The 21,559-nt window shown below is 56.6% G+C and carries 18 protein-coding genes; 6 read left to right on the top strand and 12 right to left on the bottom strand.

Features of this window, described 5'->3' with window-relative positions; translation table 11 throughout:
* The first annotated feature begins 11 nt into the window (after positions 1-11).
* On the top strand, positions 12-3,140 hold the full coding sequence (locus tag ACFO5Q_RS14890) for an efflux RND transporter permease subunit (protein WP_068143994.1): 3,129 nt from the start codon (positions 12-14) through the stop codon (positions 3,138-3,140).
* 70 nt (positions 3,141-3,210) lie between these two features.
* On the opposite strand, the gene ggt is transcribed toward ACFO5Q_RS14890, so the two are convergent.
* Positions 3,211-4,959 (bottom strand): gamma-glutamyltransferase, encoded by a 1,749-nt coding sequence (ggt, locus tag ACFO5Q_RS14885; protein ID WP_068143992.1) that lies wholly within the window; start codon positions 4,957-4,959, stop codon positions 3,211-3,213.
* A gap of 196 nt (positions 4,960-5,155) precedes the next feature.
* Between ggt and ACFO5Q_RS14880 the strand changes: the two genes are divergently transcribed.
* A complete protein-coding gene (locus ACFO5Q_RS14880) occupies positions 5,156-5,920 on the top strand; it encodes a potassium channel family protein (RefSeq protein ID WP_068143990.1) in 765 nt (254 codons plus the stop codon).
* Positions 5,921-5,923: 3 nt separating this feature from the next.
* Here the strand turns inward: ACFO5Q_RS14880 and ACFO5Q_RS14875 are convergent, their stop codons facing one another.
* Complete coding sequence (locus ACFO5Q_RS14875) at positions 5,924-6,418, bottom strand: VOC family protein (protein ID WP_082719682.1); 495 nt, start codon at positions 6,416-6,418, stop codon at positions 5,924-5,926.
* A gap of 2 nt (positions 6,419-6,420) precedes the next feature.
* Entirely contained in the window at positions 6,421-6,879 is a 459-nt protein-coding gene (locus ACFO5Q_RS14870) for a YHS domain-containing (seleno)protein (RefSeq protein WP_068143986.1), read from the bottom strand.
* Positions 6,880-7,060: 181 nt separating this feature from the next.
* Between ACFO5Q_RS14870 and ACFO5Q_RS14865 the strand changes: the two genes are divergently transcribed.
* Both ACFO5Q_RS14865 and ACFO5Q_RS14860 read left to right on the top strand, forming a co-directional pair.
* Positions 7,061-9,433, top strand: a complete 2,373-nt coding sequence (locus ACFO5Q_RS14865; protein WP_068143985.1) for a S8 family peptidase — start codon at positions 7,061-7,063, stop codon at positions 9,431-9,433.
* Positions 9,434-9,443: 10 nt separating this feature from the next.
* Positions 9,444-10,418, top strand: a complete 975-nt coding sequence (locus ACFO5Q_RS14860) for a carbon-nitrogen hydrolase family protein (RefSeq protein ID WP_068143984.1) — start codon at positions 9,444-9,446, stop codon at positions 10,416-10,418.
* Here the strand turns inward: ACFO5Q_RS14860 and ACFO5Q_RS14855 are convergent.
* A complete protein-coding gene (locus ACFO5Q_RS14855) occupies positions 10,415-11,632 on the bottom strand; it encodes a CaiB/BaiF CoA transferase family protein (RefSeq protein WP_068143982.1) in 1,218 nt (405 codons plus the stop codon). The genes ACFO5Q_RS14860 and ACFO5Q_RS14855 overlap by 4 nt on opposite strands.
* Positions 11,633-11,659: 27 nt before the next feature.
* On the bottom strand, positions 11,660-12,835 hold the full coding sequence (locus ACFO5Q_RS14850; protein WP_068143980.1) for an acyl-CoA dehydrogenase: 1,176 nt from the start codon (positions 12,833-12,835) through the stop codon (positions 11,660-11,662).
* A gap of 128 nt (positions 12,836-12,963) precedes the next feature.
* Here ACFO5Q_RS14850 and ACFO5Q_RS14845 point away from each other — a divergent pair, with 128 nt between their 5' ends.
* Positions 12,964-13,842 carry a LysR substrate-binding domain-containing protein gene (locus tag ACFO5Q_RS14845; protein WP_068143978.1) on the top strand — a complete coding sequence of 293 codons (879 nt, stop codon included), beginning with the start codon at positions 12,964-12,966 and terminating at the stop codon, positions 13,840-13,842.
* Here the strand turns inward: ACFO5Q_RS14845 and ACFO5Q_RS14840 are convergent.
* From ACFO5Q_RS14840 to ACFO5Q_RS14815, 6 genes are all read right to left on the bottom strand, one after another.
* The gene (locus ACFO5Q_RS14840) at positions 13,832-14,302 is read right to left on the bottom strand and encodes a tetratricopeptide repeat protein (protein ID WP_068143976.1); all 471 of its coding nucleotides are present in this window, start codon (positions 14,300-14,302) and stop codon (positions 13,832-13,834) included. The genes ACFO5Q_RS14845 and ACFO5Q_RS14840 overlap by 11 nt on opposite strands.
* A gap of 48 nt (positions 14,303-14,350) precedes the next feature.
* On the bottom strand, positions 14,351-15,490 hold the full coding sequence (locus ACFO5Q_RS14835) for an MBL fold metallo-hydrolase (protein WP_068143973.1): 1,140 nt from the start codon (positions 15,488-15,490) through the stop codon (positions 14,351-14,353).
* A gap of 203 nt (positions 15,491-15,693) precedes the next feature.
* Positions 15,694-16,020 (bottom strand): SH3 domain-containing protein, encoded by a 327-nt coding sequence (locus ACFO5Q_RS14830; RefSeq protein ID WP_156431860.1) that lies wholly within the window; start codon positions 16,018-16,020, stop codon positions 15,694-15,696.
* A 121-nt stretch (positions 16,021-16,141) separates the two neighbouring features.
* Positions 16,142-16,471, bottom strand: a complete 330-nt coding sequence (locus tag ACFO5Q_RS14825) for a hypothetical protein (protein ID WP_068143969.1) — start codon at positions 16,469-16,471, stop codon at positions 16,142-16,144.
* Between the two features lie 127 nt (positions 16,472-16,598).
* Entirely contained in the window at positions 16,599-18,695 is a 2,097-nt protein-coding gene (locus ACFO5Q_RS14820; RefSeq protein WP_068143967.1) for a M13 family metallopeptidase, read from the bottom strand.
* A 183-nt stretch (positions 18,696-18,878) separates the two neighbouring features.
* Positions 18,879-19,703 carry a mechanosensitive ion channel family protein gene (locus ACFO5Q_RS14815; RefSeq protein WP_082719680.1) on the bottom strand — a complete coding sequence of 275 codons (825 nt, stop codon included), beginning with the start codon at positions 19,701-19,703 and terminating at the stop codon, positions 18,879-18,881.
* Between the two features lie 140 nt (positions 19,704-19,843).
* On the opposite strand from ACFO5Q_RS14815, the gene ACFO5Q_RS14810 reads away from it, so the two are divergent.
* A complete protein-coding gene (locus ACFO5Q_RS14810; protein WP_068143964.1) occupies positions 19,844-20,920 on the top strand; it encodes a DUF2855 family protein in 1,077 nt (358 codons plus the stop codon).
* A 6-nt stretch (positions 20,921-20,926) separates the two neighbouring features.
* Here ACFO5Q_RS14810 and ACFO5Q_RS14805 read toward each other — a convergent pair whose 3' ends face one another.
* Positions 20,927-21,538: a trimeric intracellular cation channel family protein gene (locus ACFO5Q_RS14805; protein WP_068143962.1), complete on the bottom strand. Its 612-nt coding sequence runs from the start codon at positions 21,536-21,538 to the stop codon at positions 20,927-20,929.
* Positions 21,539-21,559: the final 21 nt, after the last annotated feature.

Here is a 21,559-nt window from a genome sequence, read left to right as displayed (position 1 = left end):
AGGGGGCCAGCATGAATAAGCTTATTGAATGGTGGGCACGCAATTCCGTTGCTGCCAACCTGCTGATGATCGGTATCTTCTTGGCCGGTATCGTTGGCTACTTCTCCATGGAACGGGAAATGTTCCCGACCGTCCGTTTTCCTGGTCTGCAAATCGAAGTGGCCTGGCCTGGCGCCAGCCCCGTTGAGATTGAGGAACAGATTGTCGCGCGGGTCGAGGAATCGGTTCGCGACCTGGATAACATCCAGTGGGTGCGGTCAACGTCCCAGGAAGGTTTCGGCGGCATCTACATCCTTGCGGAAGAGAATGTCGACTTCACCCAGTTCATGAACGACGTGAAGATCCGGGTCGATTCCATTTCCAGTTTCCCACGTGACATTGAACCTCCTCGGGTTCAGCAGTGGGTCAACAGGGACGAATATATCCGCATTGCAGTACACGGTGACCTTGGGGAACGTGAACTGAAACGGCTGGCTGAAAAGCTACGCCGTGAAGCGGCTCAGCTTGATGCCGTGAACCTTGTTGAACTGTTTGGCGTTCGCAACGAAGAAGTCTCAATCGAGGTGAGCGAAGAGCAGCTTCGCCGCTACAACCTGAGCTTTGCCCAAGTTGCCAACGCAATCCGCAATAACTCGTTGAATTCTTCAAGCGGCACGGTTCGCACCAGTGCCGGTGAGTTCAATATTACGACGCGGAACATGGCTGACAACAAGCATGACTTCGCTTCCATCATTGTTCGCCAAACCAATGACGGTGGCACCATTCGCGTTGGCGACGTGGCAACCGTTATTGACGGGTTCGAGGATAATGAAATCCTGGCAACCCTGAACGGTGAGCCTGCTGTGCTTCTGCAGGTAATGACCACAGAAACCATGGACATCGTGACGGCGTCACAGTCCGTGAATAAATGGATCAAGGAGCGTACAGAAAGCCTGCCCACGGGTGCGAAACTGACACTCTGGACCGACAATAACGAAGCCTTCCAGGGGCGGATGGAAACCATCGGCGGTTCTGCCTTCTGGGGTCTCATCCTCGTTCTGATCGTGCTGATGCTCACTCTGCGGCCCATTGTGGCCTTCTGGGTATCCATCGGTATCGCCACCGCTTATGCGGGTGCATTCGTGTTCCTGCCAGCGCTTGGTGTTTCCATCAACATGCTGTCCACCTTTGCCTTCCTTCTGGTGTTGGGGATTGTGGTTGATGATGCGATCGTCGTAGGTGAAAGCATTCACTCTGAAAGCCAGAAAACCGGAGGCGGCATAACCGCTTCTGTATTCGGCACACAGCTTGTGGCCAAACCGGTGATTTTCGCCGTTTTGACCACCATCATCGCTTTCCTGCCCTGGGTTGCCGTCGGTGGCAACACCGCTGAATTCACGCGGCACATTACCTGGGTTGTGGTAACGGCGCTGACCTTCTCGCTGGTTGAATCGCTCTTGATCCTGCCGGCTCACCTGTCGCACCTGAAACCCCGCACCAATCTGGGTCGTTTCAGCCGCTTCCAAAAGAAGATTTCCGGTGGCATCACCAACTTCGCCCAACGCCATTATCGCGGCATCGGCGAGTGGGCTGTAAATCGCCGGTATCTGACGTTCTCTATCTTCATCTTTGTCCTGATCGTCGGCTTCGCGCTCAACAGCCTAGGCTATATCAAGCAAGGCTGGGATCCGGAATTCGATAGCGACGAAATCAGGGTCAATGTGACCATGCCGGAAGGGGCGTCCTATAATCGGGCACTGGAAATCCTCGAACAGCTTCAGAACGCCGAAAAGGCTCTGGTGGAAGAGGTTGAACAGCTGAGCGATGGGGAAGGCCACCTTATTGAGAACTGGTATACCCGGTCTCGCCGTGACAGCGTTCTGGCGATTGTGAAGCTGGCTCCACCAGAAAAACGGGAGATGACGACAAAAGAGGCTGCTATCCGCCTTCGCGAACTGATGGGCGATGTACCTGATGCCAAGTCTGTTTCCGTGGAATACCAGGACGGCAACAACAGCCCGGGCTTTGAGCTGTCGGTTCGTCACCCTGACCTCGACATCCTGCGCGATGCGGTTGACGATCTTGAATCACAGCTGCGCACTTATGATGCCCTCTATGATGTGCGGAACAACCTTTCCGGTGCGTCTGAGGAAATCCGCCTTGAACTCAAGCCCGGCGCCGAAAAGCTTGGCCTGACACTTGCGGATGTATCGACACAGGTTCGCCAGGCATACTATGGCGTTGAAGCACAGCGCATCCCACGTGAGGGCCAGGACGTAAAAGTCATGGTTCGCTATCCACGGGAAAGCCGTCGCACCATTGAAAGCCTGAAAGATTTCCGTGTTCGGACGTCTGATGGTAAAGAGGTGCCGCTGCTGGCAATTGCAGATCTCGAATATGCCCCAGGCATTACCGCGATCAACCGCTGGAACATGAGCCGTGCGGCCCGTGTCAGTGCCGATCTCAAGACAAGCGTTCGTGATGACATCATGAAGGACCTTGAGAAAAATTTCTTCCCGTCTTGGGAGAAGAAGTATCCCGGCGTGAACCGTGAGCCAATTGGCCAGGCGCAAGGACAGCAGAAATTCCTGATCGAGATCGCCAAACTGTACGGCATGGCTTTCTTCATCATGTATATGATGCTGGCGGTAGCCTTCAAAAGCTACTGGCAACCCTTTGCGATCATGATCGCGATCCCATATGCGATTGTGGGCGCATTCCTGGGCCACCTTGCAACGGACATGACACTGGGCATCTTCAGCTACTTCGGTATTGCGGCCGCTGCAGGGGTTGTGATCAACGACAACCTTGTCTTGATGGACTATTGCAACAAGCTACGCGAACGAGGCATGAAGCCAATTGAGGCGATCGTGGAAGCAGGCGTTGCTCGCTTCCGCCCAATCCTGCTGACGTCTGTCACTACTTTCGTTGGTCTGGTACCAATGATGCTGGAGCAGTCGATCCAGGCGGCCTTCCTGAAGCCGGTGGTTGTTGCACTGGCAGGCGGCGTCCTGATTGCCTTCTTTGTGACGCTTCTGATGGTACCGGCCCTGTTCGCTATCGGGCTGGACATCGGTGCCATGTTCCGGCGCCTATGGGCGGCGATAAAACGCATTTTCCAGGGCAAACCCAAGAAAGAAGCACCTGCACAGGCCGAATAGGCTGCACAGCATGGCGAAACAAAGAAAGGCCACCGGATGTCCGGTGGCCTTTCTCTTTGTGAAGCTGCCGCTAGTACCCAGCGGCAAAGGAGCCCGGTCTGCGCGGATCAGCGGCCCCCAGGATCAGGCCATCCACCGAACGGGCGAGGGACTGGGCAGAGCCAAGAACGGTATCCCAAGCTTCATTGGCCCCCGTCTTCACCTTATGCCCCATCTGCCCCAGCATGCGGCGAGTATCAACCGAATGACCCGGTTCCAGGAACAAACGGTCAGGATACCACTGGTGGTGAATGCGCGGCATGTTGACTGCGGCCTGCACATTCATGTCAAACTCCATCACATTCAGGATTGTCTGCAAAACAACTGTGATAATAGTAGACCCGCCTGGGCTGCCGGTCGCCATAACCGGCTCTCCATCCTTGAAAAGGAAAGTCGGTGTCATGGAACTCAAGGGGCGCTTGCCCGGCTCGATGGAATTGGCTTCCCCACCCAGCAAGCCATAGCCGTTCGGCATACCCGGCTTAGCAGAAAAATCATCCATCTCGTTGTTCAGCAGGAACCCCGCACCTGGCACCGAATGACCGTTGCCGTAGGTGTAGTTCAGCGTGTAGGTGTTGGAAACCATGTTGCCTGCCTTGTCCATCACCGAGAAATGCGTGGTATCGTTGCTTTCTTCCGGAAGGTTTTGCGCGGGTGCGATTTCTGTCGAGGGTGTTGCGCGATCGAGATTGATCTTGCCCCTGATATCAGCTGCGTATTCTTTGCTGGTTAGCGTCTTGACCGGCACATCGAAATAGTCCGGGTCTCCCAGATATTTTGAACGATCCGCATAGGCATATTTCATGCTTTCCGTCAGCCGGTGAATATAGGCCGCACTATTATGGCCAAGCGATTTCATGTCCCAGCCTTCCAGAACATTCAGCATTTGTATCACATGCACTCCGCCAGACGATGGCGGCGGCATGGAAACAATCTGATACCCGCGGTAACTGCTCGTGAGTGGCGTACGCTCGACCACGCGATATTTCTTCAGGTCTTCATGGGTCATGATGCCGCCCTGCGCCTCCATTGCCGAGATGAGCTTGTCGGCAACCGGGCCTTCATAAAACCCGGCAGCACCCTTGGCTGCGATAATTTTCAGCGTTTCTGCCAGATCAGGCTGGCGGAAAATCTCCCCAGCTTCATAAAGGGAGCCATCCGGCTTAAAATAGTTTTTGGCGCTTTCCGGGTCTGCCTTCAGGCGCTTTGCATAGCGCCCGAGCGACTCATTCAAAGCCCATGTCATCGGGAAGCCCTCTTCCGCAAGTCTGATAGCCGGGGCCATCACATCCGCGAGGGACATGGTGCCGTATTTCTCAAGGGCTGTCGTCAGGCCCATCACTGTCCCTGGGACACCACTGGCCTTCATCGTGTATTGTACGAGATTGTCATCTACATCGCCGTTTTCATCGAGGAACATATCCCTGTGGGCCGCCGCGGGCGCCATCTCGCGGTAATCCAGCGCTATCACCCGGTCTTCCGCCCGAAGGTAGATCATCATGAAGCCGCCGCCACCCAGGTTACCGGCCTGTGGGTGGGTAACGGCCAAGGCAAACCCCGTGGCCACCGCCGCATCCACCACATTACCGCCCTTTTCAAGGATTTCTCTGCCTGCTTCAGAAGCAAAAGTCTCCTGGCTCACCACCATCCCGTTCCGGGCTATGGTTGGGTGAAACTGGGTGTCATAAACAATGATAGGGGCACTTGTGTCGGCCCAAGTGGCACTAGCCATCACCCCAAACGCGGCTACCAGGGCCACAAAAATACGCAGCATACGCATACAAAACTCCCTCTGATACGGCTGTCCCGTATATTTGACGAACTTCCCAGATGTGTTGGGAGTGTATCGTTCAATGCCGCAGCCCGTCAATCGCAGCACTAGGACAGCGCCAAGACACTTGCAGGGTTCGCTCTGATGGGGCAGGTTTCTGCTAGCGCGAACAGCCCGCACAAGCTCGTCCAAGGGAGGAACCAGGGTGAAAGAAAAACTGGCACATCTATATTTCGGGGCAGATCAACGGGCTCACCGCTTTCGACTGGCCTTGTTGGCATTGGATCTGCTGACAATCGCCTTTTTCATCCTGTCATCGCTGCTGGAGCGTGGCCTCGCCACGTATATCATCGACTACAGTATCGCCCTATTCCTGCTTGTGGAGTTTTCCGCCCGGCTTTATATCGCGCGCCGTAAGCTGCGCTTCCTTGTCAGCTTCAGTTCGCTCGCAGACCTGATCGTGATCTTTTCGCTGATTGCCCCGCTCTTCATCGACAACCTTGGCTTCCTGCGCGTGGTGCGCATGCTCCGCCTGATGCGCAGCTACCATATGCTGAAGACCATACGGCAGGAATCCTCCTGGTTCCGGCAGAATGAGCAGGTTATCCTTTCAAGCGTCAACCTTGCCATTTTCGTGTTTGTCATCACTGCCGTTGTGTATGTGCTAGAAGCGGGGCGGAACGCGTCCATCAACAACTATCTGGACGCGCTTTACTATACAGTTGCGACCCTGACGACCACAGGCTTTGGCGACATCACCATGGACGATACACTGGGCCGCATGGTGTCTGTGATCATCATGGTGTTTGGCGTGGCTTTGTTCCTGCGCCTGGTACAAACAATCTTCAGGCCTACAAAGGTGCAATATGCTTGCGAAACCTGCGGTCTGAACCGGCATGACCCGGACGCCGTGCACTGTAAACATTGCGGCACGACAATCAAGATCCCAACCGAAGGTGAATGGACCTGACGTTTACTCGCCTTCCGCCTTGGGCATCCGGCTGGCGGGTACAACAAACTCCAGCCGCAGGCCCGAAGGATCGCGGATCATCATATGCGTGGTGGGCCCCTGCCCCATGAATTCCGGAGCGAACTCTATGGTGACACCCTCTGTCTGCAAAAGCTTCGCATGCAGGGCATGAAGCGCTTCCAGGCTTTCCATGGTCATGGCCATATGATGCAGGCCGACATTTTTCATGCGGTTGAATGGCACGGCTTCCAACGGATTTTCCACCTGCCATAATGTAACAAACGCCTTGCCGTCGGTGACGAATATCGCTGGATAGTCAGGGTCGCCACCGGCCCGGCGCCAACCGAGCGTATCGACGAAAAAGGATGCCGACGCATCAAGTTTTGACACCGCAAGCCCGATATGATTGACCCCCAGGGTCGGCGCCTCGGCGACCACAATTGGGGCAGCGCCTGCCACCAGGAGCCAGATACCGGCCAGATAGTGCGAAATCCGCATTCTCAATTCTCCTCCAGGTCCACGAGCTTGGGATAGTTCACATCAGCTTTCGTTATAAATCCCGGTATGTCGGCTTCCCATTTGGCCTTCACTGACGCGTCATAGTTCAGGTAGAGCTTCCCATCCACGATCCGCCACTGCTCGGGGTCCCCTTTCGCTGTGTACCCACGTGCCATGGCCCAGGCGCAGTATCCACCATACTGCGGCGCATACTTTGTGGGCTCAGCCAGGAACGCATTGAGATGGTCTTCTGATGTGAACCGCCATTCTGCGCCCATATAGTCTGTCTGATATTTCTTGCTGCCTTTTTCCGCCGTGCCGTCCGTAAAATAGGACACCACATCATAGCCGCCCGCGGCCCGGTTATTAAAAATGCCGGTATAGATGGGGTCCTCCCCGGCCCAAGCGGGACGGGCTGTAACGAATATGATCGCGGCCAATAATGGTATAATGCGCTTCATGGTATGCTCCTGTCTGTGCTTTTGTTTGTCTATCAGCGGAGATGCGGAGGCGCACTTCAAGACAGCGTCAACTATTCGTGTAGTAGGCATTGGAGTTCATTCAAATTTTGTTCAGCTGGCTTGTGCAAGGCTTTTATTCATCTAAAGTTACAGGGTAGGAAGCGGGTTAAAGGGGAACCGTATGCTGCGTCGCATCAGTTGGCTCAATCTGGTCGGGCTTATAGCCTTATCCACAACCTTGGCAGCGTGTGGAGGGTCCAGCTCGCCAAGGCTGGTTCCCGTCATTCCGACGATTGTAGAGCCACCCGAACAGCCCCCGCTGGACGGAAACCCCGAAGACTTTAAAACTGAGGAATATGATCGATCCTGGGGACTTGAGGCCATCAACGCAGCCAGCGCCTATGCCAAGGGCTACACCGGCGACGGTGTCACCATCGGGCTGGTGGATTTCAATTTCAATTTCGCCTCAAATGAGGTGAACTTCCACAGTGCCAGCCGCGGCATAGACCCAGACCTACGCGCAATCTACGAAGCCCAGTTTGACAAGCCCGCATCCACTCAACCGCATGGCCAAGCCGTGGCTGTAGTGGCGGCCGGTATCAAGAACGATGCTGACACCCACGGCGTGGCCTATGACGCCGAAGTGATCGCGGTGGACTTTTTCTCGGGCGTTCGCAGCTATCAGGAGAGGTCGAACGGCATTCTCTATACCGTTTCCAACCCTTATCTTTACGCCTATGAAAATGGCGCGAGAGTGATCAACAAATCGCTTGGTTTCGATGAAGATGACGTGGTGAGCAACCTACCGGACGTGGATGAGCGCTATACCCTTGAATTTGAAACCACCGCCATCGAAGCGGGTGCGCTGATTGTCAGTTCCGCTGGCAACAACTATGATCCAGAGCCGTCACTATCAAACCTCAACGCCATTGACCGGCTTGTGGAAAGGGGCATCCTGAACAATGGCAAGGGCGCGCTGATCCTTGCGGGTTCAGTGGATGAAAACCTCGAAATTTCAGACTTCTCTGACCGTGCAGGTGACGGCATTGCCCGCTTTCACTATCTGGTTGCGCCAGGCGAAAAGATCGTTGCACCATGGAATACGGAAGCCAATGGCCCCGGGCTCTATTTTCTAAGCGGTACAAGTTTTTCCGCGCCACACATCACAGGTGCCGCGGCCCTCATCCTTGATCGCTGGCCCAGTCTGACTGGCCGTGAAGTTGCGGACATTCTGTTTGAGACAGCCACCGACCTGGGTGAAGCCGGGGTCGACAATATATACGGCCAAGGGCTTTTGAACCTGGATGCGGCACTTCAGCCTGTGGGGCAAGCCAAGGTTGCTGTCAAGGCAGGTGCGCAACCTGTCGCCGACGCCGCCATCCTGCTGGGCAGTGCTTTCGGTGACGCAGCTGGGCTGCATGCCGGGCTTAAAGACATCATGATCCTTGATAGCTACGGCCGCGATTTCCAGATGGACGCGTCAGGCCTCGTGCAGGCCAGTACCAACAAGCGTCTACTGGAGGGCGCACTGAACCTGCGGCGTGACCAGCAGGCCAGCAGCCTGGGCCTTGGCGGCATGGCGCTGAATTATTCACTGGCACGCGACAGGGACTTTGCGCCCACCTTTGCCCTGACAGGTCAGGCCGAACAGAGCTTCGATCCCACCATCGACGCCAGCTTTGAATTTACAGGCACGCTGGGCAACACGACCTGGGTCATCGGCACAGGTCGCAGCCTTACTGACGCGCTCCGGCGTCAGCCGGTGGATTACCGCACGGGACAAACCCTGTCGGTTACCGATGCAAACAGCAGCCCCTTACCTGGTGGCGGTGGCAGCTACATGGCAGTCGGCCAGCCGGTGGGCAAGAACAGCATGGTATGGGTTGGCTTGTCGCTCGATCAGGATAGCGGCACGGACCGTCATCCGGTCAAGGCCTTCAGAGACGATAGCCGCACACAGTCCGTGGGCGCACGGTTCGAACATTTCACCACCAGCGCGAGCTGGGCGCTTGAAGCCGGGCTATCGCATGAGGACAGCAGCGTGCTCGGCAGTCGGTCAGCAGGCAGCCTGGCACTTGCAGGCGGCGCAGACACCACCTGGCTTGGCGCAAGCGGCACATGGTTTGTCTCGGACCGCATCAGCGCCAGCGTGAGCGGCACCGCGACGATGACCAGAACCAGTGCACATACCGGTAGCCTTTTTGACGATGTTGGCACCATTTTGGGCACCAGCTTCACGGCGCGGCTGACAGCCATGGATGTTATGACAGACACCGACCAGCTGAGCCTGACCCTGCATCAGCCCCTCAGGGTTGAAAGTGCGAACGCGCACCTCACTGTCGGCGACAGGCTGGACATTGATGGCAATGTGCTATTCAAGGAACGGCAGCTATCGCTGACACCCTCATCACGCGAACTGGCGCTTGAACTGGCCTACCGCACGCAATTGGGCGGCTGGTTCCTTGAGGCCAACGCGGGTCAGCGCTTTAATGCAGGCCACGTCGCGGACGTTAGCGACACCCTCCTTCTTATTGGCCTGTCCAAATCATTCTAAGGAAAACATTGTGACCAACCCAACCATCGCCATCGTGCAGGAAGCCCCTGTTTTCCTGAACCTTTCCGCCAGTGTGGAAAAAGCCATCACACATATGGAAGAGGCCGCGAAGGCCAGCGCCAACATCATCGTGTTCCCGGAAACCTGGCTGCCCGGCTACCCAGTGTGGCTTGATTTTGCGCCTGGCGCAGGCCTCTGGGATGACCCGGGCGCCAAGACCCTGTTTCGCCTGCTGGCGGAAAACAGCGTCCAGCTTGGCGACGACCATCTGGCACGCCTGCAGGAAAGCTGCGACCGCTTAGGTACCTACATGGTCATGGGGGCGCATGAGCGGATCGGCAACACGCTTTATAACAGCACGCTCTATTTCATGCCGGGCGCAGGAAACCCAGTGCCGCACCGCAAGCTGATGCCCACCTATACCGAAAAGCTGGTGTGGGGATGGGGAGATGGTTCCACGCTCGCCACCGTCGACACGCCGTGGGGCACCCTTGGCGGGCTGATATGCTGGGAACACTGGATGCCGCTTGCACGCGCTGCCATGCATGCGAAAGGCGAGGCCATCCATATTGCCCAGTGGCCCATGGTGAAGGAAATGAACCATGTGGCCAGCCGCCACTATGCGTTTGAGGGCCGCTGCGCCGTGGCCGCCGCGGGTGCCGTGATCACCAAGGCAGATGTGATGGCGGGGTTTCACTCGCTGGCCGTAAACGCCCCTGAAGCCGAATCTTTGCTGGCCTCCATGCCGGGAGACGATGACACACAAATCCACACCGGCGGCAGCGCGATCATTGCCGCTGATGGCAGCTATATCGCGGATCCGGTTTATGGTCGCACCGGCCTTGTGATGGGGGAAGTTGATATGGCAAAGCAGCTTGAGGAATGCCAGGCACTGGATACAGACGGCCACTATAGCCGCCCTGATGTATTTGAGCTGAAGGTCAACACCCGGGCGATGCCGGGTGTTACATTCGGCGAAGACTAGCCCAGGACCTTTGTGGCTTTCACAAGTTTGAGGCTTTCAGGCGTGATGCCAAGCACATCAGCCAACACCGCATCTGTATCCGCACCCAGGGCTGGCGGGGCCTTGTCATAGCTTATTTCGGTTCCGGAATAATGTATGGGATTAGCCACGGACGGCATGACAGAGCCGTCTTCAGCCTTGAGCGCAAGCGTGATGCCGCGAGCTTCCACCTGCGGGTCATCAAACACGCGTTCCATGGTGTTGATCGGGCCGCCCGGCACATTGTGGGCTTCAAGAAGCGCGATCCATTCGTCTGTCGTTTTGCGGGCAATGGCTTCCGCCACCATCGGGATCAGCACCTCCCGGTTCTCAACCCGTCCGGGATTCGATTTGAAGCGTGGGTCTGCCGCCACCTCGGGCATGCCAGCTGCTTCACAAAAGCGTGCGAACTGGCCGTCGTTGCCCACCGCAAGCATCATATGGCCGTCGGCGGAAGCGAACACCTGATACGGCACAATCGACGGATGCGCGGTCCCAAGCCGCTTGGGCTCCTTGCCTGAGACCAGATAATTCATGCTTTGGTTCGCCAGCACAGCCACCTGCGTGTCCATCAATGCCATATCGATATGCTGGCCTTCGCCTGTCCGCGCCTTATGGTGCAGCGCGCCCAGGATGCCGATGGTGCTATAGAGCCCGGTAAACAGGTCCGTCACCGCCACGCCGACCTTTTGTGGTCCGCCACCGGGCATGCCGTCAGGTTCGCCCGTGATGCTCATAAGGCCGCCGAGCGCCTGGATAAGCGCGTCATAGCCCGGCCGGTCCTTGTAGGGGCCAGTTTGGCCGAAGCCAGTGATCGAGCAATAGATCAAGCCGGGGTTGACTGCCTTGAGGCTATCGTAATCCAGACCATATTTCGCCAGCCCGCCAACCTTGAAATTCTCAACCAAGATATCGGATTTTTCAGCCAGTTTTTTGATCAACGCCTGCCCTTCGGGCTTGGTGAAATCGATAGTGACAGACTTCTTACCCCGGTTGGCGCACATAAAATAGGCCGAGACCGGCTTGTCGCCGTCCTCGAAGAATGGCGGGCCCCAGGTGCGCGTGTCATCGCCCACATCGGGGCGCTCCACTTTGATCACCTCCGCGCCCAGATCGGCCAGACACTGGGTTGCCCAGGGCCCGGCCAGGATGCGGCTGAGATCAAGAACACGGATGCCGGTTAAAGGGCCTGCCATAATCGCTTACTCCGAACTCGGACTTGCTTACATAAAGGCCTGGAGGCCGGTTTGTGCGCGACCCAGGATCAACGTGTGAATGTCATACGTGCCTTCGTAAGTATTCACTGTTTCCAGGTTAACCATGTGGCGGATCACGTGGAACTCGTCAGAGATGCCGTTGCCGCCGTGCATGTCGCGCGCCATGCGGGCGATATCCAGCGCCTTGCCGCAGCTGTTGCGCTTGATGAGCGAGATATTCTCTGGCGCGGACTTGCCTTCATCCAGCAGTCGACCAACGCGCAGGCAGGCTTGCAGGCCAAGCGTGATTTCAGTCATCATATTCGCGAGCTTCTGCTGGACCAGCTGGTTCTGTGCAAGCGGGCGACCGAACTGGGAACGGTCCAGCGTATATTGGCGGGCAGCGTGCCAGCAAAACTCAGCGGCACCAAGCGCACCCCAGGCGATGCCGAAGCGCGCTTTGTTCAGGCACCCGAACGGGCCAGACAGGCCACTTGCATTCGGCAGCAGGTTTTCTTCCGGCACGAACACATTGTCCATCACGATCTCGCCAGTGATGGATGCGCGCAGGCTCATCTTGCCTTCGATCTTCGGCGTGGAGAAGCCTTCCATGCCGCGCTCAAGGATGAAGCCGCGGATCTTGCCATCCAGCTTCGCCCACACAACGGCGATGTCCGCGATCGGGCTGTTAGTGATCCACATTTTGTTGCCGGTCAGCTTGAAGCCGCCGTCCACTTTTTCCGCACGGGATTTCATGCCGCCCGGATCAGAACCATGGTCTGGCTCGGTCAGGCCAAAGCAGCCAACCATCTCACCGCTTGCGAGCTTCGGCAGGTATTTCTTGCGCTGCTCTTCGCTGCCGTAAGCATAGATCGGATGCATCACCAGCGACGACTGCACAGACATGGCAGAGCGGTAGCCGCTGTCCACGCGCTCAACCTCGCGCGCAATCAGGCCATAAGCCACATGGGATACGCCAGCGCCGCCATATTCTTCAGGCAGGGTTGCGCCCAGAAGGCCCATCTCGCCTAGCTCGCTCATGATCTCGCGGTCAAAATGCTCGTGGCGGTTGGCTTCAAGGATGCGGGACATCAACTTGTCCTGGCAGTACGCACGCGCGGCATCGCGCATCATGCGCTCGTCTTCGGTGAGTTGCTCATCCAGGAGCAGCGGATCTTCCCAATTGAATGCTGGCTTTGACATTATTCTTCCCTCAACTACGCCCGCGCGGGCGGGCACTTAATGAATTTAGTGAATGTATATAGTAATTTCTGGCCTCATAAAGTAACATTTCGGACTATTATCATTACAAATAATCATGAATCTGAGCCATGAAACGCAGAATTCCCAGCCTGATCGCCCTTGAATGCTTTGAGCAGGTCATGAAAACCGGCCAGGTCACCCGCGCCGCCGAGGCCCTGAACCTGACGCAAAGCGCGGTCAGCCGCCAGATCGGCAACCTGGAGGAATTCGTACGCCAAAGCCTTTTCAGGCGCGAGCGCAAACGCCTTGTGCCCACGGAAGCGGGCAAACAGTATGCCGCTGCGGTCGCTCCCCTCCTGGCCGGGCTAGAGAATGAGACATTGAAACTTATCACCTGGGGCGCAGATGACCGCGTGCTGACCTTGGGGCTTCTGCCCACATTCGGCTCACGCTGGCTGATCCCGAAGCTGGGCGACTTCACAGCCGCCTACCCTGACATCCAGCTCAACATCGTCACGGGCCTGACGCCAGATGACTTCAAGGCCGCGAACGCGGATGTCGCCGTGCAGTATGGCGACGGCAATTGGCCAGGCATGACCAGCCACAAGGTGGTGAGTGAGGAGATCATCGCTGTCGTCGCCCCTGCCCTGATGAAAGGCAAGGAAGACGCCAACATCAATGACTATGACCGGCTTTTGATGACCACCCGCCCCACCGCCTGGACCGAATGGCTGGAGGGCACGGGCCTGGCGGACAGCGGCGCGCGCGGCGGCGCCCAGTTCGAGAATTTCACCATGATGATCGAGGCCGCGCGGTCCGGCCTGGGGGTGGCCGTGTTGCCGCTGATGTATGTGGCGGATGATCTGGCGACAGGCCGCCTGATTGCCCCGTTTGGCGGGCCAGTGAAAAGCCGGAATGCATACTATTTGGCCTATACCGAAGGGCGAGGCAGCTTGAAGAAGGTAAAAACCTTCACCGATTGGCTTTTAGGCGAAGCTAGCCGTTAGCCGCGAGGATCGCCTTCGCGTCAGCGTGGCCCTGTTCAGCGGCCTGCTGGAAATAGCTGCGCGCTTTCGCAACACTCTGCTTCACGCCCCTGCCGTCACGGTACATCAGCCCCAGCCGATATTGCGCTTCGGCGTTACCGGGTGTCCCCGGCCCTGTGCTGATGGGCATGACATACCCGCCAACATCACCCGCCGGCGGTACCCAGATAAAGGTCTGGCCAATATCCGGCGTGGCTGCCACGCGGTAATAGCGCACCGCCATCTCATAGTCATCATGCCCTTCGAACCACAACCCCAACTGCATGCTGGCACCACGGTTGCCCGCGCAGCTATCGCGCATCAAGCTGGCGACTTTCGGATCATCATGGTCCGCTTTACAGAAAAAGCCACTTCCCGCGCATCCGGAAAGCAGCAGAAACATTGAAACCATCGCCAACCGGCACACAGCAGAGCGCGTCATAACATCCCCAATTGTTTAGGGAAGGATACCAGACAAGCAGGCGCCCCACTAGTTGTGGATTCGGACCGCCGACCAGCTCTCTGCGTCGTCCATATAGGTGACACCTGAAACCTTGCCTTCGGCGTCAATCTGGAAAGTCAGGTGTCCTTCGCCCTCCAGTCGCCCGCGAAAATGAAACCGGGTTTTTGATAGTGGGACAGCGAGACCAGACAGGGCTCCGCCTTCGGTCACGCGCACGCCGCCATCAGCGCGTTCGATCCGCAGGATAATGCCGTCTTCATATCGGTACGCCCCGATATAGTCCTCCAGATGCGCAAGAACTTCCCGGTCAGTCGGCATCAGCTCGGTTGAGATTGTACGCTCAACGAAGCGCTGGTATGCGCATTCAGGCAACGCTTGGGTACTGCCATCCTGCAGGAAACGCACTGAGATTTGCCGCAACTCGGGGTCCGCCTGCATGTCATGCACGCTTGCGCCCTTGTGCGAAAGAGCCCGTATTTTCTCCATCCAGCGACGGAAGGCAGACCGATACAAAAGCAGGCTGTCACGGTTCCCCGCCCGGCCGTGCCCCGGCACAATCACCGTGTGTTCATCTGCGAGCTGAAGCACCTTGTCGATCACCGCAAGCTGCCCTGTTTCACCACCCGCATAAAAGGTGGGATGCCAGTTTGTTGTGAATGTATCCCCCATGAAGATAACATTCTGATCCGGCAAAAAAACAACGATATCGCCTGACGTGTGGGCGGCGATTGCATGAATCTCAATCCGCACACCGCCCAGTGCAAGCGTAAGCGCATCACCCAATCCACTCACCTCATCGCGGCTTGCCATCAGCACCTGATAGTCCATGAGGCGAGCGCCCTGGCGAAGGAAGACGTCATTACCACCTGAATGATCCCGGTGTCCGTGCGTGTTGAATATATGACTTACAGGCTTCTTTGAAAGCCGACGCAGGGCCTGCCCGAGCTGGTCTGCGGCACCGGCTTCCATCGTGTCGATCAAGACAAGGCCGTCCTGCGTTTCAACCACTCCAACGGAGGACCCCAAGTCAGCGCCACCATATAAAATATAGGTGCCGCCAGGCAGCATGCGCACCTCCGGTTGCTCCCTCGGCTCAGCGTTTGTTGAAAAAGCGGAAACTGATAAAAGAAATACTGCAGCAACAACCGCCAAAACAGCATCGGTCATCTGTGCCCCTCCCCCACGATTGGACATTGAATTCAACCGCAGTCATATGGGAAGCAGGCCCGAGGGCACCAGAAAAATGCGACAAAAAGTGCATACAGCGCGACTGAACCGAATACTGCACAAACATACCCCATTACGCCTGACGCCCGGCATTTATGTTTGTGAAGCAAAAATTTTCACTCAGCTTCAAAAAACAGCACTGTTTAAGAAACAGCGCGGCAACGCCGTTTGGTAACAACAAAATCGCCCAGATGCAGGGTAACAACAGCACACCTGTTGTCATCCTTGCGAGTGACCGGGCAAATGGCCTTGCCCCGTCGGCGTTTGCCGTTTTCATCCACCAGCCATACGCGCCAGACATGAGACCCGGTCGGCCCATTATACTCCGTTGGCAAGGACATCTCCCCCGCCGCCAGCTTCGGCAGACACACCAGCATCTTGCTTCCAATCGCAATCTTGACCTGTTCTATTGGGCCGCCTGTCCTGTTGGCCGCTACCAGGATCATATTGACCATTCTGTGCCGTCGCACGACGCCCTCCGTCTAACCGAAATGCTCGCTAACGGGCAGACGCGTCAATTTGGATTTTGTGAACAAGAAAAAGGACCGGAAAAACCGGCCCTTCAATCATTCTGTCATTGCTTGGAAAGCGTTAGTCATAGTCGCCTGTGGCATCACCGCTTGGCTTACTAACATTGAAATCGTCTGCATTCAGGATGACCTTTGCGCTGTGGTCAGCCTTGGTTGCGCCGCTATCGACAGAGCCAGCTTTCTTGTTTCCGTCATCATCCCTGAAAGACACTGTCCAGGCCAAATCGCCGGAAGGGCCGCTATATTGGTTTGGCAGCGAACTTGCGCCTTTGCCGAGGCCGGTCAGATTGTCGATCACTTCTCCGCCCACGGTAACTTTCACTTCAGAAATATTCCCGCCTGTATTGTTCTCTGTAACAACGGTGATGGTGACTGGTGATTTTCCTGACATATCTCCCTCCTGCTCTTGATCAGTCTCGCAAAAAAGACGCCGAAATCAGCCGTTTGTGAAAACCCGGAACAGCCCAAAAGAAAAGGGCCGGAAAACCGGCCCTTCCCAATCTTCTCGTGATACTGGATTACCAGATTTGCACGCGCTCTTCCGGCGGCAGGTAAAGCGCATCGCCTTCCTTCACGTCGAAGGCTTCGTACCATTCATCCATGTTACGCACGATGCCGTTGGTCCGGTATTCAGACGGGCTGTGCGGGTCAGACTTCAGGCGGTTCAGAAGTTCTTCTTCTGCATACTTGCGCTTCCAAACCTGCGCCCAGGCCATGAAGAAGCGCTGGTCGCCGGTCAGGCCGTCAATCACTGGCGCTTCCTTGCCGCCCAAAGACAGCTTGTAGGCCGTGTAAGCCATGCGCAGGCCACCAAGGTCACCAATATTTTCACCCATGGTGAAAGTGCCGTCCACATGGTTGCCAGGTACCGGCTCATACTGGTCATACTGCGCGCCAAGCACGGACGTCAGCTTCTCAAACGCCGCGCGATCCTCGTCGGTCCACCAGTTGCGCTGCACGCCTGTGGCGTCAGATTTGGACCCTTGGTCATCGAAGCCGTGACCCATTTCGTGGCCGATCACTGCACCAATGCCGCCATAGTTGACAGCCGGGTCTGCACCCAGATCAAAGAACGGAGGCTGCAGGATTGCCGCCGGGAATACGATCTCGTTGAACTGCGGGTTATAGTAGGCGTTGACCGTTTGTGGCGTCATAAACCACTCGTCCTTGTCGGTCTTGCGCTTGAAGCGGCCCAGCAGATCTTCATAATTGAAGGCGTCGATCGCTTTGGCGTTGGCGAACAGGTCACCTTCCTTGATGTCGATCTTCGACAGGTCTTTCCATTTGTTCGGGTAACCGATCTTCGGATTGAAGGAGGCAAGCTTGGCATGCGCTTCCTTCTTGGTTTCTTCACCCATCCAGTCAAGGCCGTCGATCCGCTGGCCCATGGCCGTGCGCAGGTTCTCCACCAGCTTGACCATCTCGGCCTTCGCTTCAGGTGGGAAATGACGCTTCACATATACCTGACCAATAGCCTCACCCAGGGCATTCAGGGCGCCGACACGTGCCGTTGCACGCTTCCATCGGTCCTGCTGTTCCTGTTGGCCGCGCAGTGTCTTGCCAAAGAAGTTGAAGTTAGCCGTATCAATTTCCTCGGACAGGATCGCCGCGTGGTTCGAAATGGTATGATAGGTCAGGTAGGCCTTCCAATCAGCCACCGGGATCTCGTTCACCAGCGCGATAGCATCCTTCAGCGGCTGCGGGCCGCTTACGTTCACTTTCGCCAGGCCTTCAATGCCGCCTGCCGCGAAGAAAGCGTCCCAATCGAACCCTGTGTAGTTCGCCTTCAGCTCTTCCATGGTGGTCGGGTTGAAGTTCTTGGTGCGGTCGCGGCGGTCTGCACGTTCCCACTGTTTCTCAGCCAGCCTGGTCTCAAGTGCCAGAATGGTTTCTGCCTGTGCAGCTGCGTCTTCCGCACTTACGCCCGCGAAGCCGAGCATCTCTGCGATGTGGGCTTTATAGGCGTCACGGATGCCCTGGAAGCGTTCACTGTCGTCCAGATAATAGTCGCGGTCCGGCAGGCCAAGGCCGCCAAGGCCGAGGTTCAGGATATAATAGTCCGGGTTTTCGCGATCGATGCCAAGGCCGCCGGATACTGGCGAAATCATGCTGTCCATGCCTTCACGACCGAACATGCGGGTCAGTCCCGTCACGTCTTCGACAGCCGCGATTTCATCCAACAGCGGACGCAGGGGCTCAATGCCACGCGCATTGATCGCTTCCACATCCATGTAGCTGTTGTAATAGTCGCCGATCTTCTGTTCGACGGACCCTTGCGGGAAATCACCCGCGGTCACTTCGTCGATGATGGCTTTGGTCCGGTCGCGGGACCGTTCGGCCAACACAGTGAAGGCGCCATAGTTGGTGCGGTCAGCCGGCAACTCAAACGTGTCGAGCCAGGTCCCGTTCATATATTCGAAGAAGTTGTCGCCCGGCTTGACGCTGGTTTTCTGTGCGGTCAGGTCAACACCGAAGCTGCCTAGTTCAGGCGTCACGTCTGCTTTAGCAACGACCTGCTCGTTCGCCGGTGCGTCATTCGATTGTTCGCTGTTGCCGCACGCCGCAAGCAACAGAGCCGTCGCCGCAACGGACGACTTGAGTACTGCTTTAATCATTGATCCCCTCCAGGAGCTGTAACGAGATATTCTTATTTTCCTAAGGCCCTGCACCACCCAGCCGCAGGGCCCACCCGCGACATAAAACAGGGCAGCCCGGGCGCAGTCAACCAATGAAATGGTTTTGACTGACCACAGGCTGCCCTGAACGATTTTTTTAAACGAAAGATGTAGTCTTGCGCCTTATTCGCCCTGATAGATGGTGCGACAAGGATAGGGGATCGAGACACCATCAGCGTCGAACCGCTCCTTGACGGTTTTCAGAAGATGCCAGTTCAGCGCCCAATAGTCCCCAGACGCACACCACACCCGCACCATGATATCCACGGAGCTCTCGCCAAGAGACGTCACTGCGATCACCGGCTCTGGGTCTTTCATGCAGCGCTCGTCTGCCTCGATACAGCTTTTGATAATAGCCATCGCCTTGTCTATATCGTCGCCATAGCCGATGCCGTAAACGATTTGAAGGCGGCGCGTATCATGATGGTTGAAGTTGCGGATGGAGCTGCCCCATACCGAATTGTTGGGGATGGTGATGCGCACATTGTCACCGGTATCCAGCTTGGTCAGGAACAGGGAAATACCCTTTACCGTGCCAGCATGACCGCCCACCTCCACAAATTGCCCCACTTTGAAAGGCCGGAAAATCAGCAGCATCACACCCGCCGCCAGGTTCGAAAGCGTGCCCTGCAGCGCGAGACCGATCGCAAGACCCGCAGCACCAAGCACGGCCACAAGCGATGTGGTTTCGATACCAAATTGGTCCAGAAGCGCGATACCCGTGAATATAATCACAACATATTTCGCAAGGCTCGCCAGGAAGGTCGAAACAGTTGCATCAATCTTGTCACTTCGCTTGAACATGGCGTTCAGGCGCCGCTCCACCACGCCGGCCAGCCAAAGACCGATAATCAGTACCAGGATGGCAGCGATAATCGTAAGGCCCATGTCCGTGGCCTGCGCCACCAGCTTGTCGGTATCAAGCTCGTCAGTATTGAAAAATTCCATAGTATCCGTCCTCCAGGATCCCCAATTGAACGCAGTATGCCTTTTTGGCGCGGCAGCGACAAGAGCAGTTGAATGCAAAAAGCTTCACCCTAGGTCATGTCTAACGGACAAAATAAAAACCATGGGCAAAAGAGCATCACATGACACAGTGCACCGATTTTCTGGTCGCCAAAGCGGACCTCCACAAGACCGAGTTCAGAAGCCACGACCTGCCTGATTTGAAGGATGGCGAAGTGCTGCTGAAGCTGGACCGGTTCGCCTTCACAGCTAACAATGTGACATACGCTGCCTTCGGTGACGTGATGAAATACTGGCAATTTTTCCCGGCCGAAAATGGCTGGGGCCGTATCCCGGTTTGGGGCTTTGCAGATGTGGAAGCCAGCAACCATCCTGGCGTGAAAGTAGGCGAACGCTTCTACGGATACTACCCGATGTCCACGCATCTGGTAGTGAGGCCCGCAAAAGTCACCCCCGGCGGTTTCCTGGACGGCAGCCCGCACAGGGCAGAGCTCGCAATCGTCTATAACCAGTATGTCAATGCCGCCACTGATCCGGGCTATGTAGAAAGCATGGAAGACCTGCAGATGATCTTCCGCCCCCTGTTCATGACCAGCTTTCTGATCGATGATTTCATGGCAGACAATGATTTTTTCGGTGCCACGCAGGTTGTGCTTTCAAGCGCCTCCTCAAAAACGGCATTCGGCGCAGCCTTCCAATTGGCCAAACGGGACGGCACCCATGTGATCGGGCTCACGTCCCCCGGCAACATTGGCTTCGTTGAAAGCCTTGGCTGTTACGACAAGGCCGTGGCATACGGCGACGTAGCCAGCCTGGATGCGTCAAAGAAGACCATCTATATTGATATGGCCGGTAGCGGCCAGGTGCGGACCGATGTGCATACGCATTTCGGCGACAATCTGGTCTATAGCTGTGCGGTTGGCGCGTCCCACTGGGATGAGATGGGCGACAATTCGAACCTGCCCGGTGCCAAGCCAACCATGTTTTTTGCCCCGTCCCAGGGCCAGAAACGGCTGGCAGACTGGGGCCCTGAAGGATTCCAGAAAAATACGGCTGAAGCCTGGCTCAGCTTCATCAAACCTGCCGCCAGCTGGATTGAGATTGAGCGCCACAAAGGCCCCAGCCTGATGCTGAGCATCTATTCAGACATGGTCGATGGCCGCGTAGACCCAAAGGCCGGGCAGATACTGAGCTTCTAGGTCGCACTAGTGCAGTGCCTGCGGCAGCGTCCAGCCCTTAACGATGCCGCCGGCGCGCATCAGGAAAGCCCCAAGCATGGCAAGCCATAACGCGATGGGTCCCGCAACACCGACATAGACCAGCAAGCAGAAAGCCCCGGCACCAAAGAAGGCGGCCGTGGCGTAAATCTCGCCTCTTTTCATCACGAACGGGATTTCGTTGCAGATGACATCACGGATGATACCGCCCGCAACGCCGGTCACAACACCCATCATGGTTGCCACAAGCATGCTGCCTGAGACGTCTAGTGCTTTTTCCGCACCCACCACGCAAAAGAGCGACAGACCGATCGCATCCGCCCAGGCAAGCCACTTCAAGCGCTTGCCATCCAGGTAGCGTGCCCCCAGAAAAGTCAGGAAAGCTGCGCCAAGTGCGATCCAGATGGTCTGCGTGCCTTCGATCCAGAAAACTGGCTGGTCCAGCATCAGGTCGCGAAGGGTTCCGCCGCCAACAGCTGGCATCAGCGCAAGCACAATAATCCCGAACAGGTCCATACCGTTTCTGACCGCCGCCAGTGCACCGGAAACAGCGAACACGAAGATGCCCGCGATATCGAAGATGGTCAGTAAATTTTCCATGGCCCTGTCCCTTGGTAGCCT

Origin of the sequence: Kordiimonas lipolytica, assembly GCF_042651265.1 — a bacterium.
Lineage (GTDB): Bacteria > Pseudomonadota > Alphaproteobacteria > Sphingomonadales > Kordiimonadaceae > Kordiimonas > Kordiimonas lipolytica.
Note: the sequence above shows the minus strand (reverse complement) of the source record. Positions and strands in the feature narration are given on the sequence as shown.